This is a genomic window from Maribacter sp. HTCC2170 (assembly GCF_000153165.2).
Classification (GTDB): domain Bacteria; phylum Bacteroidota; class Bacteroidia; order Flavobacteriales; family Flavobacteriaceae; genus Maribacter_A.
Window position 1 is genome coordinate 1,635,113 of record NC_014472.1, and the last position, 15,734, is coordinate 1,650,846.

Here is a 15,734-nt window from a genome sequence, read left to right on the forward strand (position 1 = left end):
TATTAATTGGGGGATATTTTAGCAAATAGTTCATGGAATTCATCGATTGGTATTGGTCCTGATATCATAATTGTATCCATAAATAGCTGTAAATCAAATGAATTGCCAAGACGCTCTTTTTCCGATTGAAGCAATGAGGTAAATTTAGCACCCCCTAAAAAGTAAGAAGTTAGTTGCATTGGGGATTTCATGATTCTTCCCCATAGGCTTTTGGCAAATTGGGGGGCCAAGAGTGAGGTTTCTGTTGAAAATTGCAGAACCTGTTCTTGATTCCATCCATTGCAATGTACTTGTACTGAGGTATAGGCGCGATTGGCATTTTCCAATCGTTTGCGTAAATGAGCCAAGAGGGTTAAATGATTATCTGCCTCCCAACCTGCATCAAGGAGAACTTTTTCAGTGAATGTGGCCCAACCCTCTGTGTAAATGCCATATGGAAACAATAAACGAATGGGGTGTGGGGTTTCTCTACTTATTTTCAATTGCATATAATGACCAGGAAATAGCTCATGGATTACAATCATGCGGTTAAAGGGTCTATTGAAAGAAGCCCAAAATTCTTTTTGCTCTAGCACAGGAAGTGTATCTGGTATCGAAGGCAGATAAAGGGTAGTCAATGGGTTTGGCTCAAAAGGGGGTGCACTGGCAACCCAGCCTATTCTTGCTGCAGGGCCAGCACTTTCTGGTGCGGGTAATATACGTAGTGTTTGATTTTTAGGCAAAGTCGCAATCTTATTTTCTTTAATGAACAGCAAGGCTTTATTTGACAAATCGTTCCAAAACTGAAGATAATCAGCGCCGTTCAATGGGGCATCCTTTTCCATATCGGCAAGTGCAGCGCCAGTTAGTTCATCGTATTTTTTTGGAATAGATCTATTGGGGTATTCCATTGCCAAATACACTTTGGAGACATTGGCCATCAACCCCCTTACTATTTCGATTTCCTTTAAGGCCATTTTACTGAGTTCTTCGGGCGATAGCGGACTATCGGTGTAAAGTTTAAGCCTTCTGGCATATTCATCGCGACCAATATTATCATCCACGTTTCTTATATTCTTTTGAAGTTCCGATGCTACAAAGGCCACTAATTTTTCAAGACTTGCCATAGTTCGGGATAAAATCTCAGTAAAACCATCACATTTTTGAATTGATCTATCGTTCTCAACCAGCTTAGGCAAATCGTTTTTATAAAAATCCAATGCTAAACGAAGATCCTGTTTCCCGTTTTCAAGATCATTTTTAGTTACCTGTTTCAAGTTGGATATTGCAGCATCGCTCAAATGACGGACTGCGGTAAGACACTTGCAGATCAAAGAAGATTTTTCATTGCTTAAAAGATAATCAGCCTGTAAGACAGGCTCAATACTGTGCGCGATCAATCTACTGTATAAGGTTAAAGAACTGGCGTGCAGCGATAGTTTGGTCCAATTATCAATTTCAGACGATACCTGAACCCGTAACAATCTAGCATCTATTGGATCAATTGATTTTGCATTGTTGGGGCTGGAAAGTTTACCTAAGATTTTCTGGTTATACTCTACCCAGTTCGATATCTTTTCCTGAGAAAGGTCCTCATAATCAAACACAGCGGTTCTAATCCCTTCTGAAAGTGCCTTTGAAGGATGAAATTGTGACCAGGCCACGATGTACGAATCACCAAGATTCTGTGACCAAGCCATGGTCCCTGTAAAAAAGAAAAGAATATAAAGGCGATATATAAGAGGTCTCATGGCTTGGTTATCATGTCAATGATGAGAAAGATATGAATTAATACTGAGACAAATATCATTGAAAAATTGCCCAATAGAACAAAATTTCCTTTCAGTTGACAGACGAGTTCATTCAACGCCCAACAGACTCTTCGGTCGGGTTTATATAATAAAACAATGTTGTTTTGAAAGCCCCAAAACCCTAAAGCCGTTTTACTTTATTGATGAAATACACTTTTACTTGATATTTGTGAATCACATCTAGGTGGTTATCAAAAACTAAGCTTATAAGATTGGTCATCCAAGCGACATGAAGATGAGTAAGTAATTTCATTTCTTTTTGTAACTCGTCCTGAGCCGATGGTTTTTCCACACGCTCATTGTAGATTGCCGTTCACTATAAGCACCACAAGAGTAAAGAACAATTAAAGCCCATATGCTTTCTTGGCACTTTCAACTTGTTCCTGTTCTGTTGTTTCCGGATACAGGATATATTTAGGTGCTATAATTGGTTTTATGTATTCTGCCGAAATTCTCGTAATTGTGGAAAAAGGAAACTTATCACCAGTCATTTTGATTAATATTTGCTCCATTTCCATGAAATCAGAATCAGATTTAGTTACGATTTTTGCCTTACCTTTTATTTGATATCCTTTCTGTACCAGAATATCAATAAAACTAATGCAGACGTTTTCATTTTGTTTGATGTTCCGAACAGTTTGTGGTGAAGCTATATTGGCAATAATGATTTTGTCTTTGCCATAAAAGCTGAAAATCTCTTTTGGTGAAACATTGGGAATGTTTTCGCCAGATACTGTTGCTAACCAGCATAACACACTTTTGTTAATTGCTTCTTTGATTTTTGATGTTAGCTCCATTTTTCTATATTTTCGATTATAATGTGTTGTATACTTCTCCAATGGACATTGTTCAGCTAGCCGTCAGTCATTGATTAAAATTAAGGATTTCAGCTTAAGGATTTTGTCGCAACTTAAAGCATATTGCAATAAGAAAAGTCAATACGGTTCGATAAATGTTGTTATTTGATTGATTGCTCCTAACATATGGTCCAGTGGTTTTTCGAAATAGCTCCCTTCAACAAGAACCGACCAAGTAGTTTGTTTTTAATCAAGAGAATTAGCTAAAGAAATGTCTAAATAACGTATATATGTTCGTATGTTATCGACGAACGGTTGTTTTTTAAACTAACAGGACAAGTTTTAGCCCTACTACAAACTAATTAGTTTGTAAAATGAATTAGATCAATCGCTTTGCTAGGCCATTTTCTATTAGAAAGTCGAGTTTTAAAATAAGATTTAAGGGTTTTTCAGCTTTGTTTTGCGCCGAATAAAAAAGATACCCCTCATTTTTAGAATCCAATTCAGGAATTTTGATTTTCCCATGCACCTTGTCGGCCTTTACAACAAATTGCTCTAGATACGTTTGTGTAATACTACGTGCTTCTAAAAAACCAACCAGATTCTCCCGGTTTACAAAAGTAATTTTGCAAGAAGTAAACTTATTTGGCTCATCTGAGTAAATGGCGGTAATCAAAGAATAAAAATCAGTTTTCTTGGTCACATCAAAAAGCCACCCAATTTTAGGTTCCCCTTTTTTCTGATAGCTTAATTCAAAAGCAAAAGTGGGTAGATCATCATTTATATAATCCAATTGCGCCTTTTCGTCAATAATAAAGGTTTTTTTGGAAATTAAGTGGGTGAGAATTAAATCAGTTCCTTCCAATTGTTCCCTTAAAGCATGAATACGATGAAAACTGTAGTGTTTAAGATGCTTTTCGTAGATTGAATCAAGAAAAGGAAAGAGATGTTTTTCTTTCTTTAGATCATTTTTGAACTTACTTTCCAGTGCCACTGTTTACTGGTTTATTTTATCAAAAAGTTTTTTTCCTATTTTTTCAACTACACCAACGACAAGGGCATTACCCATAAAAAAGGCTCTTTTGGCATCGGTTACACCTTCTAATTTGGTGTGGTCATCAGGAAACATGTTCAAACGTTCCAATTCAACCGGAGTTAACCTGCGCAGGCCTTTTGAAGATTGCACTACGTGTTTGAATCTTGACGGGCTTTTGCCACCCTCACCAGTGATAATGGTACGTGATGCATTGTCCAAAGCATCGGGAAAGACCATAGCCCCTTCACTATAATTGTATTGAAAACCGGTTTTGGCAGTGCGTACTTCCTTTTTTGATCCTTTAAGATATTCCCATTTTGGCACGTCTTCAGCCGGAATAAAAAACTCAGGTGTTACTTCCCCGTTTTGTAAAACATCGTTTAGAACCGTTTTGCCCCCCTCATAGTTGGCGAAAGCTTTAGCTGTATGGGCCCTACCATCAACAAAAACCCCACTATTTGCGAAGGGAGATAGTTTTTCGCCCTGATTGAAGGTTTCAGAAATTTCAACCAAATTACCTTCAATGGAAAAACGCTTATGATTTTCAAGTATATGATGAACGGGAAATGCTTCTGAAATGGTGCCAATGTCATTTAACCACTGACTAGAATCTGCTTTCTTCAGTTTTTTATAAATTGCGGTTGATTTGTGATAGGCAATAAAAAAAATTCGCCTTCTTCGTTGTGGCATGCCATAGTCGGCGGCATTTATCACCCGCCACTCAACTGCATACCCCAGTTCACCCAAACTTTTAAGCATAATGGCAAAATCCCTTCCACGCTGTGTTGATGGCGATTTTAACAGGCGATCCACATTTTCTAGAAACAAATATTTAGGCGGATTTTTCTTTTCTGAAAGAATTTTGTGAATAGACCACCAAAGCACTCCTTTCTTACCTATTAGTCCTCTCGAATTCTGTAAGGTGGTAGCAACAGAATAATCCTGGCAGGGAAACCCGCCAACAAGAATATCAGCATCCGGAATCTCTCCTGTGGGCACCTCAGATATATCTTGGTTACTGTGATTTTCAGAACCAAATCGGGCCTCATATACCATTGATGCATGTTGGGCTTTTGTAGCAGGCTCCCATTGGTTGGACCATACCACTTCGTAATTACCTGTGTTTTCAAGTCCAAGGCGAAAGCCACCCACGCCCGCAAAAAGTTCTATGACCTTTAGTTTTTTCATTCTCGACGAAATTAAGAAAAATCATACTGTAAAAGAATAGTGGCTATTGTAATGAATCGAGCTAGAAGTTTTACCAAACATTATTAGTTATTTTTACCGAAACTTTTTTGAATGAAACCAAAGCATATTTTTAATTGGGTGATAATTTCTTGTTTGATGCTTAGCTCGTGTGAAACTAATAAACCAAAGGATAACCTCCTTGAAGGAGAAATTTCGTTAATTAAATCAGCGTTTGCCCCTGATAAACGGGTAGCCTTGTTCAATGTTAAAGCAATAAAAAATACTGATGAGTATGTTTTAAAAGGAGAAAGCAACCTGCCAGAAGCGGTATCAGCATTAAAAGAGAAACTATCTTCTGAAAACGTTGTGTTTATTGATAGTATACAGATTTTACCAACTCCTGAGTTACAAGGAAAAACCAAAGGAGTCATCAAAATATCAGTTGCAAACCTTCGAAGTAATCATGCGCATTCAGCTGAATTGGCTACCCAGGCTACCTTGGGAACCCCTATAAAAGTTTTTAAGAAGTTTGAAAATTGGTATTTAATCCAAACACCAGATAAATATCTTTCCTGGGTCGACAGTGGTGGAATTCAGTTTATGGATGAGAATGAAGCCAACATATGGAGGTCCTCTAAAAAAGTAATATTTACAAGCACGTTCGGGCATGCATTTTCTGAAAAGGACACAAATTCACAAGTAATCTCAGATGTAGTTGCAGGAGGAATATTAGAAGAATTAGATGAGGGTAAACTATTCTATCGAGTCAAATTTCCTGATGGAAGGGTCGCTTTTATTGAAAAAAGCAAAGCACAGAGTTACGAGGATTGGATTGAAACTTTGAACCCAAATCCGGAGTCATTGGTAACTACTTCAAAAACCTTAATGGGAGTTCCTTACCTCTGGGGCGGTACATCTACAAAAGGGGTGGATTGTAGTGGTTTTACAAAGACCATATTTTTTCTAAATGGCATGGTGATTCCACGCGACGCTTCTCAGCAAGTTCATACGGGCAAAGCCATAGATTCTACAAAAAACTTTGAAAACCTGATTGAAGGAGACCTCTTGTTTTTTGGAAGAAAAGCAACGGATTCGACCAAGGAAAAAGTGGTTCATGTTGGTATGTGGATCGGCAATAACGAATTCATTCATTCATCAGGCAGGGTACAAATAGGCAGCATGAATAAAAATTCATCAATTTATGATGAGTACAACCACAGTCGCTATTTACGTTCAAAACGCATATTAAAAGAGGAGAACGAGGGATTGATCAATCTATCGAATTCACCGCTTTTCAAGGATTAGTTATAGTTCTACCGTTTTTCCTGACCGGAATGATTCATCTGCGGCCAAAACAATTTTTAAACTGTTTACAGCATCCCGTAGGTGGTCACTTAAATCAAGATTCTCAGTGATTGACTTTAGGAAGTATTCTTGCTCTAAAAGACAAAGTCCGTCATGATCAGGTTCATCGACTGTACTTATCATTTCATCCCTTTTGGCAAATTCACCTTTTTCATTCAACGAACCGTGATGCAATAGCAACCCACCCGTTTTGGTATGACCCTCAATATCCTGGGAATCACCCTTAGGTTCATCTGAAATAGAAACAGACCCCTTAGGTCCGATTACATCCTTGATAAACACAGCAGTTTCACTCATCATTGGTCCCCAACCTGCTTCATACCAGCCTACTGAACCATCTTCAAATCGAACTTGTAATTGCCCATAATTGTACATTTTCGCATCTATTTCATCTGATAGTTTTGCACCAATAGCACTTACGCTTATGGGCACTGATTGGGTCATCAAACACATGATATCAACATAATGCACGCCACAATCGACTATTGGGGACATTGAATTCATCAATTGCTTATGCGTATACCAATTGACACCAGAACTTTGCTGGTTGAGATTCATGCGCATAACAAGGGGTTTGCCCAACGTACGGGCAACTTCGACGAATTTGGTCCAAGCTGGGTGTACTCGTAATATATAACCCACCACCATTTTTCTATTTTTGGCAAGTGCTAGAGAAACTAACTCTTCAGCTTCCTCAACAGTTAATGCCAAGGGCTTTTCTACAAAAACATGGGCATTTGCCTCTAAACTTGCTTTAATAAAGGCGGCATGGGTGTCAGGATATGTATTTATTGAGACTACGTCCGGTTTAGTAAGTAACAGAGCATTTTCAAAATTTTCAAAAGTTGGGAGACCACCCAATTCTTTGGATAATTTTCCTCTGCTTTCCGGTTTACGACTTACCAATCCCACGATTTCAAAACCATTTAATTGATGATAGGCTCGTGCGTGCGAAGCTCCCATATTACCGCAACCAACTACTAATGTTCTTAATTCTCCCATATCTTCTGTTATTCCAAGGCGAAAGCGATAATTTGATTTCCCTTTTCAGTTCCTAATTTTTCACCGCCACAGGCTATGGCGATATACTGTTTACCATCAACTTCATACATTGCAGGAGTGGCAAATGCCGCCGCCGGGAGCCTCTGCTCCCATAGTATTTCCCCTGAATGTTTGTCGAATACTCTAAAATATCCATCTTTTGTGGCCCCTATAAAAAGCAACCCGTTCTCTGTAATTACAGGCCCACCATAGTTTTCAGTGCCCGTACCTTTTCCATGTTCACCTAAACTAGGGGTGTCTCCAAAAGGAATAGACCAAATATACTCACCGGTATTTAAATCAATAGCATGTAGAGTACCCCAAGGAGTTGTTATTGCTGGATTTCCTTTGCTATCAAAGAATTTATTGTATCCTAAATGTTTATATGGCAATGGATATGATTTTGTATCGGAAAGAACTTCTTGCTTATCGTTTTCATCAAACAGAAAATTCAATAATGCCTCCATTTCCTTACCTGTAATCTGGGGAAAACCGGTCATCATTCCTTTACCTTGGTTAATCTGTAGAGCAACCTCTTCTCTTGATTTGGTCGCTTTAAGGTTCGTTAAAGCAGGGAAGCCACTTAATTGGATTCCTGACCTATCTGCCAAATGGCAAATAATACAATTATTATTATATAGTTTTTCCCCTAAAGAAGCTGCACTGCCCTTTTGATTCACCTCTTGCATTTGCATGATCCATGGCATTTCATTTGAATTTACATATATGATCCCATCGTCTGGATCTGTGCCCGCACCACCCCATTCAGCAGCTCCATCATAACCAGGAAGCAAAAGTGCCGGGTTCATACCTGGAGGCGCATATATGCGCTTATCAATTGATTTAAGTAAAGCTAGCAATTCATCTCTGTTTTCAGCAAACGGACTAATATCATTTTCAGTTAGGTCCGAGGATTGTCGAGCAAAAGGCTTAGGGGCTACAGGAAAAGGCTGCGTGGGCCATGCTTCTTCTCCTTTTAAGGTAGATTTAGGTACAAGTTTTTCCTCTATATCAAAAAGCGGCTCCCCAGTCTTGCGATTAAAAACATACACATAACCTTGTTTCGTGACTTGCGCAACAGCAGGAATTTTTCTCCCATTTCGCTCAACCATTAAAAGATTTGGTGGGGCTGGTGGGTCACGATCCCAAATATCATGATGGGTAAACTGAAAGTGCCAAATTCGCTCACCAGTATTTGCATTTAAGGCTAACAAACAATCTGAAAATAAATTACTGCCTTTTCGCATACCGCCATAAAAATCCGGAGCTGCCGAACCAGTAGGAATATAGATGATTTCCAGCTCTTCGTCTACAGCCATTCCTGCCCAGTTGTTTGCTGCTCCAACAAATACGTTTTGCCATGCATTTTTATCTTCCCAAGTTTCAAAACCCTCTTCTCCAGGATGGGGGATGGGGTGAAAAACCCATTCCACGGCACCAGTTATAACATTGAATGCTATAATATCTCCTTGTGCGGCATCGACATCTTCGGATAATCTAAGAGGCATAACTATTAAATCTTTGAATATGGTCCCAGGTGTACTGGAAATAACGAATTTATCCATATCGCTTTCTGGTAAACCAGAACGCAAATCTATTTTTCCTTGAATCCCAAAACCCTTAATTGGTTGACCGGTTAACGCATTCAATGCATATAAATCAGGCCCGTGTGTGAACAGAATTCTTTTGTCATTATCCTTTTCCCAATACGAAACCCCTCGGCTGGTTGAATGCCAGGCCTGAAGTGAATCTCCAAAACGCCAAAGCTCTTTTCCTGTTGTTGCGTTGAGAGCAAATGCGCGAAGCGCTGCGGTTACCCCATACAATATGGTGTCTACCACTATCGGGTTCATTTGCATTTGCCCCCAATCTGGCGCCTTGTAGCTCCATGCGATTTTTAGATTTTCAACATTTTCAGGTGTAATTTCTGATAAGGTAGAGTAATGGCTTCGTCCAGAATCCCCTAAATAGGAAGACCAAGTTGTATATGTTTGTGTTTTGGTGCTGGATTTATCGCAAGTGATGACCAAAATCAAAAGTGAGCAGCACATTGCTAATTTAGATACTTGTCTAATAAAACCCATATACCGTTGTAATTGGTTGTTTTAAAGTTAGAAAATAATGTAATGGGAAGATTAGTTAATTGAAGTATATTTTCAATAGTTGTTTTACTGCCTGAGAATAGGACTTCCCAAAAAGATTTAGGTGGACAAGAAGATAGTATAATTGATATATGTCTTTACGTTCATTATGAAGTATTTCTTTTGGGAAATGTGTTTCATAGGCTTTGTAGAAAGGTGATGAGAAACCTCCGAACAATTGGGTCATGGACATGTCCACCTCATAATGACCAACATATAGGGCAGGATCAATAAGAAAAGGAACACCTTCATTGTTGATCAGGTAATTCCCACTCCATAAATCGCCATGTATTAATGACGGTTTTATTTTGGGAAATAACCTCTCACAGCCTTTTAAAAGCCCGATTTCTTTTGGTATTTCATTAGAACTCAGTAGTTCTTTGCTTCTGGCTAATCTCAATTGTGGCAAAAGTCGTTCGCCAACATAAAATTGAACCCAATCGGAATGTTTTTTATTGGACTGTTGTAGGGTACCGATGAAGTTGTCTTGTTCCCGCCCAAAAGAACTTCCAATTTCGTATTTGTGCATAGCCGCTAATTGATGCCCAAAAGCCTCCATTTCTTTTGAAGAGGGGCTTTTTGACTCCACATATTCCATTATTATATAAGAACCGTCATGATGTTGTCCAAGATGGATTACTTCAGGTGCTTTAATGGTATTGGTTTGATTAATACTGTCCAAACTTAACTTTTCCGTTAAGAACATTTCTTTTGCTAAATCACTTTGATTAATCTTGGAAAAGAAACGATTGGTTGCCGTATAAATACAAAACGCTTTGGAAATATCACCTCCCGAAACAGGCTCAAATCTAGTGATTGGGCAGCCCAAAACATGTTCCAAATGATGCTTAAAGCTCGATGATATCATTGATTCTGGAAATATTAAATCCATTTGCCAAGACTTCTTTGGTCTGGTCACTATTTTCATCCAAAAGTGGGTTGGTGTGATTCAGATGAATGAAATGAATTTTGTTCTTTACATCTTTAGGATGGTTTTTGAATAATTCCATAGTTTCAATAACGAATGGATGCGGAATTTCAGAGATGTCGCGATTGTTTATTTCCTCAGTATTGAAGAAAGTAGCATCTAAAAGGGCAATATCAACATCTTTCACAACATCAATAATGTTGGTTTCCCATTTTGACCACTTATCAATATCAGGAATGAAAAGCACTGTTTTATTAGGGCCAATAATTTTGTAGCCTACTGTTTCTGAATATTCGTCACGATGGGGTACCTTAAAGGGAGTAACCTTTATCTTTTGAGATAATTCAATTGTTGTATTATTCCGAATTTCTTCAAGTAAAATATTGTTATTGGTTACCAATTGCCCCCAGGGTCCGTTTTGCTCTAAAAAGGTTTTCATTTTAGGCATGGCAAACACCCTTGTTTTTTTTGCATTGGTTGCCTCTTTGCCCAAATACATGAGTCCTGTATAATGCCCTATATGGGCGTGGGTAACGAAAATACCATTTGGTATTTCACTTGAATTAAAAGGAGTTTTCTTTTTTAGACTTTTCAGTTGTGTTGCGATGTCCGGGGTGGCTTCAAACAGAAATGTCTTTTCATTTTGGACATCTACAAGACCTAAGGAAACTACTTTTCGATTAACATTGGGTGCTTCGAAAAGATTCTTACAGCAATCTTTTTTGCAAGCAATATGTGGAGAGCCGGCATCTTGTACTGTGCCTAGAATAATTAGTGAGTTTGCCGAAACAGGACTGCTCAAAATCACCTCAGATTTCTTTTCAAATTTACTCGAAGTATCCTTACAGGAAATTGATAGAAATAATATGGTTAGAAAAACATATGTTTTCATCATTGTTGGTGTAAAATTGTTTCGAGAACTTTTTCGTAAGCATCTGCATATTGCTGCATTCCTAAATCTGTAGGATGCGTACCATCAACAAAGGCATCATTACTGAGCCTAATATTATCTTTTGAAAGCATATAGAGTCCAGTCACATTTTCTTCTAAAAGCCTTTCATAGGATTCAGTCATCCAGGTATTCAGTGTTGTATATACCTTTTGGCGAGAGATATCAACAAGCCCATCAGAATATCCAGCATGTTGTACTAATAGAATGGGAGTTTTAGGATGTTCTTTCCTTAATAGATTAACACTATTGGTAATTCGCTTTTGTATTTCAGATTTTGTTCTTTTTTCATTGGGCGAGAGATTGGGCAAACAATCCAGCACATAGACGGAGGCATGTATTTCGGTCATAAGCTCGATTATTTCCTGTTCCAATCGGCCATTCCCAGAGAACCCCAAGTTAATAACAGGCTCCTTAAATCTTCGAGATAGAATATTTGTCCAGGCCATACCTGGTCTTGAGGCACAGGCTCCTTGCGCAATTGATGTGCCATAGACAACAATGGGTTTTTGGTCAGTTAGGTTTTGAAATGTAATTTCATCTTTTTCCAAAATTCCAATCTGCAGGTTTTTTACTGAATTGTACAGTGGGAGGTATAATTGATATTCTTTGTTTCCTGATTGATTGTTATCAATCCTATAATTATACAGAATGGTATCTTTAAACTGATATCTTCCTCTGCACCAAAGCCAATTAGTACCATTTTTTACATATAAGTCGACTCCACTGACACCCGTTGGCGGCATATGTGGCATACCATGGTGGCCCTCGACTTGATATTGAACCCTAATTTTTTCGGAATTTGTGGTGAAACGAATAGTAATACCGGCACTATGCCGAGAGAGGTTCCAAATAGGTGCTCTTACAGTCGCTTTTGTCTCTTTAGGTAATCGATTATACCCAATGTTTTCCCAACCCTGCCCCTCTAGCTGATTAATGGAGTTTAATGGATTTAGCCATGTATACTTTTCTGTTTGTTGCGCCTGAATGGCCGTACTCAGAAAAACTAGCATGAATACTTTTAGAAATGATTTCATGGGAATTTCTTTCTTTGACGTTTGCAATCCTATTTTTTTGACTATTTAAAAATCAAAGTTGATTCCGAATTGTTTGATTGTTTGCATAAAGTTAATTGAATGTGATAAGTTTCAAACAATTTTGACCCTCTATTATTTCTAAGTATCTTCCTGAACAACAACCAAACCAAATTCATTATGTCGATACCCGTTACCAATGTTTCAAAACGGCTGTTTTCCTTAGATGTTTTTAGAGGACTCACCATGTTTCTTTTAGTGGCCGAAGCTGCTGGATTTCATCACAATTTCACCGAGCTAACAGATGGCACCATTTTTTCAGGCCTAGCTCATCAATTACATCACCATCCATGGAATGGTTTGCGTTTTTGGGATTTGATCCAACCCTTCTTTATGTTTATTGTTGGGGTGGCAATGCCCTTTTCTTTACGAAAACGTTTAGCCAGTGGATCAAGGAAGTCGGCCACGAGACACATATTGAAAAGATGCTTTCTTTTGTTCGCCTTTGGTGCCTTGCTTCATTGCGTGTATAGCCATGCGCTGGTATGGGAACTGTGGAATGTTTTGGTACAATTGGCCTTTACGATTTTAATCGCCTATTTTATAATGAGTCTTTCCAATAAGGCTCAGATAGGTATATCGATAGGGTTATTGTTGCTCACTGAAATTCTTTACCGCACCTACAACCCATCTGCACCTTATGTACAAGGACACGAAAGTTTCGGCTCTTTTATTGATATGCTGGTCATGGGAAAAACCAATAGTGGTTATTGGGTGGTTGTAAATTTTCTACCCACAGCTGCCCATACTATTTGGGGCGTTGTTTGTGGTAAGTTGCTATTATCATCAGCCACGGATCAAAATAAGCTTAAGCCCATAGTCATTTGGGGTGTTGTTTTGTTGATATTAGGGTATTCAATGGACCTACTGAACATTACACCCATTGTCAAGAGAATAGCCACAACATCGTTTACAATGGCTTCTGGGGGATGGTGTCTACTTACCTTAGCATTGTTTTATTGGTGGATTGACATTAAGGGCAATAAACCCAATTGGCTAAAGATTTTCAGCGTAGTGGGTACAAATTCAATTTTCATTTACCTTTTTGCTGAGACCGTTGGGGTTCAGTGGTTTCGTGGTTTTGGAAAAATATTCACCGAAGGCCTTTTGGCACCCATAGGGGTTCCCAATGATTGGATAATGGTAGTAAATGCACTATTCGTACTCTTTATCTTTTGGTATATCACTTACTTTCTAGATCAGAAAAAAGTCTATTTTAAAGTGTAATGGGATTACTATTTTAATGTGGATTCAGCATTTTCCAAATAAATTAAGTTGGGCAAGGCCATATCGAGCTTGTCTAAGAATAGTTGCTCACCGATGAATTGCCAATCAAAATTCAAGGATTGATTGGCCATATGTACATGATGATCTTGATCTAGAATGTAATTATCTGGTTTATTAAGCACCCGGGTTTTTTCATAGACAGCTTCAAATGCACCTCGTAGAAGTGAAAACTCCACTTTTAACATACCTAATTTTTTCACAGCTTCCAATTCCTCAGCAGGTGTTTGAGCCTTATCATAAGCCTTAAGAGTTAATAATGCTTTTGGGGCATAATGCGCCAGTTTATTTACCTGATTATAAACATCTAAACTATAGCTGTTCCGTAATGCACTTGATCTCATTTGGGATATTTTGTTTGAAATGCTGTCGTACCCTTTCATTACAAGTTCAGCATTAGCCAAACGTTCTTTATATTTTATACTCCATTCTCCCTTTTTGTTTCTGTTCGGCATATCAATGACTCCTTCTTCAATAGGGTTGTCCATTCCTTTTAGATAGTTTCTTTTGTTCCCCTTAAGCAATGCATTTTTCCAAAAAACAACAGGATCTTCCAAATCGTCAATGAATGCCATAGTAGAGTCCTTCAATGTATATGAAAACTCCCTTTGTCTGTAAGCGGATTTGATTTTGTCTTTACCCCTTTTTTCCCCTGACCAAGTATATTCCGCAAAAGCGATTATTCCGCGTGTATAAAGTTCAAAATGTGGAGAATCGTCGTCCCAGAGCGTGAGTAAAAGTCCGTTTAGACCACTATTGATAGAGTTAACTGCAAAAGATTTTATGTTATCCATGTTACTTTCTGATTGTGGCATCAGAACCCAACGGGTTTGCCCGGCAGTGGCACCCATAACTTGAAAACCATTATCGGCGAACCATTGCATGGCCTTTGTATTTCCATAGGCCTCAGGTGAACTATAATTCCATCGCATATAAATACAGTTTTTTGGAAATTTGTCTAAAAAAGAAGTTAGCTTATGTTCATTTTGTGACCATATGCTGTCCACTTCCCTTTTGGTCATATTGGGCCTGAACATTGGTTCGTAAACATCCGCTTGCCGCAGTGGCATATCGTCCCAAAAAATGGGAATACGACCATGCTTTTCAGCAAAAGTGCTGACCTTTGCTAACCATCCCAATTGCAACTCCAAGGCAGATTTACCACTATCACGCCCGGTTGTATGTACCTCATCACCACCAACGTGTAAATATTTCCCATGGGGAGTGGCCTCCATAGCATCTAGATATAAATCAAATTGCACCTCATAAGTTTTTGGGTCTAAAGGATTAAAGGCCCAATCACTTTCTGTATTATCTCTTAATGCTTTGTATTCATCATGTTTTAAAATGAAGGAAGCATGGCCCAATCCTTGAACCAAAGGGCTTATGCTAATGTGTCGCTGTGCGGCATAATCACTAAGTTTCTTCCATTTTTCTATGGACCAAGCATCCATTGAAGACACCTTTGGTTGTTTTGTGAATTTTAATTTATCCTCGATTTCGAGAATAATGGCGTTCACTTTATATCCTGCTAATTTGTCGATAAGGTCATAATAATATGCCTCTTTTTCTAAGTGATGTTTCACATCTAAATGTACGGCCCTATAGGCCAACAAAGGGTAGTCTTCAATTGTGCATACTGGCAGGTTCACTTCTTGCTCCTTGGAGTCTATTAACAATTGCTCCAAAGTTTTGACCCCGTAAAAGAGACCAATGGAATCTTTTCCAGTAATCTTTATTTTATCATTATCAATTTTCAGCAAGTAACCCTGATCTTTTATATCCAGAGAATTATCAACCTCAAACAGCAACTGGGCTTTAGATTCTTTATCAGCCCGCTTCATTTTACCAAATAGGTCATTTTCAATAGGAAGCTCTGAATTTATTTTTGAATGATAAAGTTTTAAATCCTTAACATTTAGGCTACTAACCCCATTAATTTCAAACTTTTGTGGTAGTGGTAAAACCTCAAAATCACCAAGTTTTTCCGGAGAATTTTTACAGGAGATTAAAAAAAGGAGCGACACGAAAAGAGCACAGGTTTTCCTCATGGAATTTTGTTCAAGGTTGATAAAGAATAAATTATTTGCAAATGCCTATAAAAGTAAGAAATAGTTGGCC

At 38.3% G+C, this 15,734-nt stretch carries 12 protein-coding genes; 2 read left to right on the top strand and 10 right to left on the bottom strand.

Annotated elements, in window-relative coordinates; genetic code table 11:
• Positions 1-2: 2 nt before the first annotated feature.
• The 4 genes from FB2170_RS07215 to dcm form a co-directional block, all read right to left on the bottom strand.
• Positions 3-1,730, bottom strand: a complete 1,728-nt coding sequence (locus FB2170_RS07215; protein ID WP_083802952.1) for a DUF885 family protein — start codon at positions 1,728-1,730, stop codon at positions 3-5.
• 404 nt (positions 1,731-2,134) lie between these two features.
• Positions 2,135-2,587, bottom strand: a complete 453-nt coding sequence (locus FB2170_RS07220) for a pyridoxamine 5'-phosphate oxidase family protein (RefSeq protein WP_013305875.1) — start codon at positions 2,585-2,587, stop codon at positions 2,135-2,137.
• A 379-nt stretch (positions 2,588-2,966) separates the two neighbouring features.
• Entirely contained in the window at positions 2,967-3,581 is a 615-nt protein-coding gene (locus FB2170_RS07225; RefSeq protein WP_013305876.1) for a hypothetical protein, read from the bottom strand.
• Between the two features lie 3 nt (positions 3,582-3,584).
• A complete protein-coding gene (dcm, locus tag FB2170_RS07230; protein WP_013305877.1) occupies positions 3,585-4,811 on the bottom strand; it encodes a DNA (cytosine-5-)-methyltransferase in 1,227 nt (408 codons plus the stop codon).
• A gap of 111 nt (positions 4,812-4,922) precedes the next feature.
• Here dcm and FB2170_RS07235 point away from each other — a divergent pair, with 111 nt between their 5' ends.
• On the top strand, positions 4,923-6,116 hold the full coding sequence (locus FB2170_RS07235) for an SH3 domain-containing C40 family peptidase (protein WP_013305878.1): 1,194 nt from the start codon (positions 4,923-4,925) through the stop codon (positions 6,114-6,116).
• Here FB2170_RS07235 and FB2170_RS07240 read toward each other — a convergent pair whose 3' ends face one another.
• From FB2170_RS07240 to FB2170_RS07260, 5 genes are read right to left on the bottom strand one after another with little or no spacing between them, the layout of a single operon-like run.
• A complete protein-coding gene (locus FB2170_RS07240; protein ID WP_013305879.1) occupies positions 6,117-7,178 on the bottom strand; it encodes a Gfo/Idh/MocA family protein in 1,062 nt (353 codons plus the stop codon). It lies immediately after the preceding gene.
• An 8-nt stretch (positions 7,179-7,186) separates the two neighbouring features.
• Positions 7,187-9,301, bottom strand: coding sequence for a PQQ-binding-like beta-propeller repeat protein (locus FB2170_RS07245; RefSeq protein ID WP_013305880.1), 2,115 nt, complete (start codon positions 9,299-9,301; stop codon positions 7,187-7,189).
• Positions 9,302-9,356: 55 nt separating this feature from the next.
• Positions 9,357-10,250, bottom strand: coding sequence for a fructosamine kinase family protein (locus tag FB2170_RS07250; protein WP_013305881.1), 894 nt, complete (start codon positions 10,248-10,250; stop codon positions 9,357-9,359).
• Positions 10,207-11,181, bottom strand: a complete 975-nt coding sequence (locus FB2170_RS07255; RefSeq protein WP_013305882.1) for an MBL fold metallo-hydrolase — start codon at positions 11,179-11,181, stop codon at positions 10,207-10,209. Before FB2170_RS07255 ends, FB2170_RS07250 begins: the two co-directional genes overlap by 44 nt.
• On the bottom strand, positions 11,178-12,248 hold the full coding sequence (locus FB2170_RS07260) for an SGNH/GDSL hydrolase family protein (RefSeq protein WP_202795957.1): 1,071 nt from the start codon (positions 12,246-12,248) through the stop codon (positions 11,178-11,180). The genes FB2170_RS07255 and FB2170_RS07260 overlap by 4 nt, the downstream gene beginning before the upstream one ends.
• A gap of 201 nt (positions 12,249-12,449) precedes the next feature.
• Between FB2170_RS07260 and FB2170_RS07265 the strand changes: the two genes are divergently transcribed.
• Positions 12,450-13,556, top strand: coding sequence for an acyltransferase family protein (locus tag FB2170_RS07265; protein ID WP_041632740.1), 1,107 nt, complete (start codon positions 12,450-12,452; stop codon positions 13,554-13,556).
• An 8-nt stretch (positions 13,557-13,564) separates the two neighbouring features.
• Here the strand turns inward: FB2170_RS07265 and FB2170_RS07270 are convergent, their stop codons facing one another.
• Positions 13,565-15,664 carry a glycoside hydrolase family 20 zincin-like fold domain-containing protein gene (locus tag FB2170_RS07270; protein WP_013305886.1) on the bottom strand — a complete coding sequence of 700 codons (2,100 nt, stop codon included), beginning with the start codon at positions 15,662-15,664 and terminating at the stop codon, positions 13,565-13,567.
• Between the last annotated feature and the right edge of the window lie 70 nt (positions 15,665-15,734).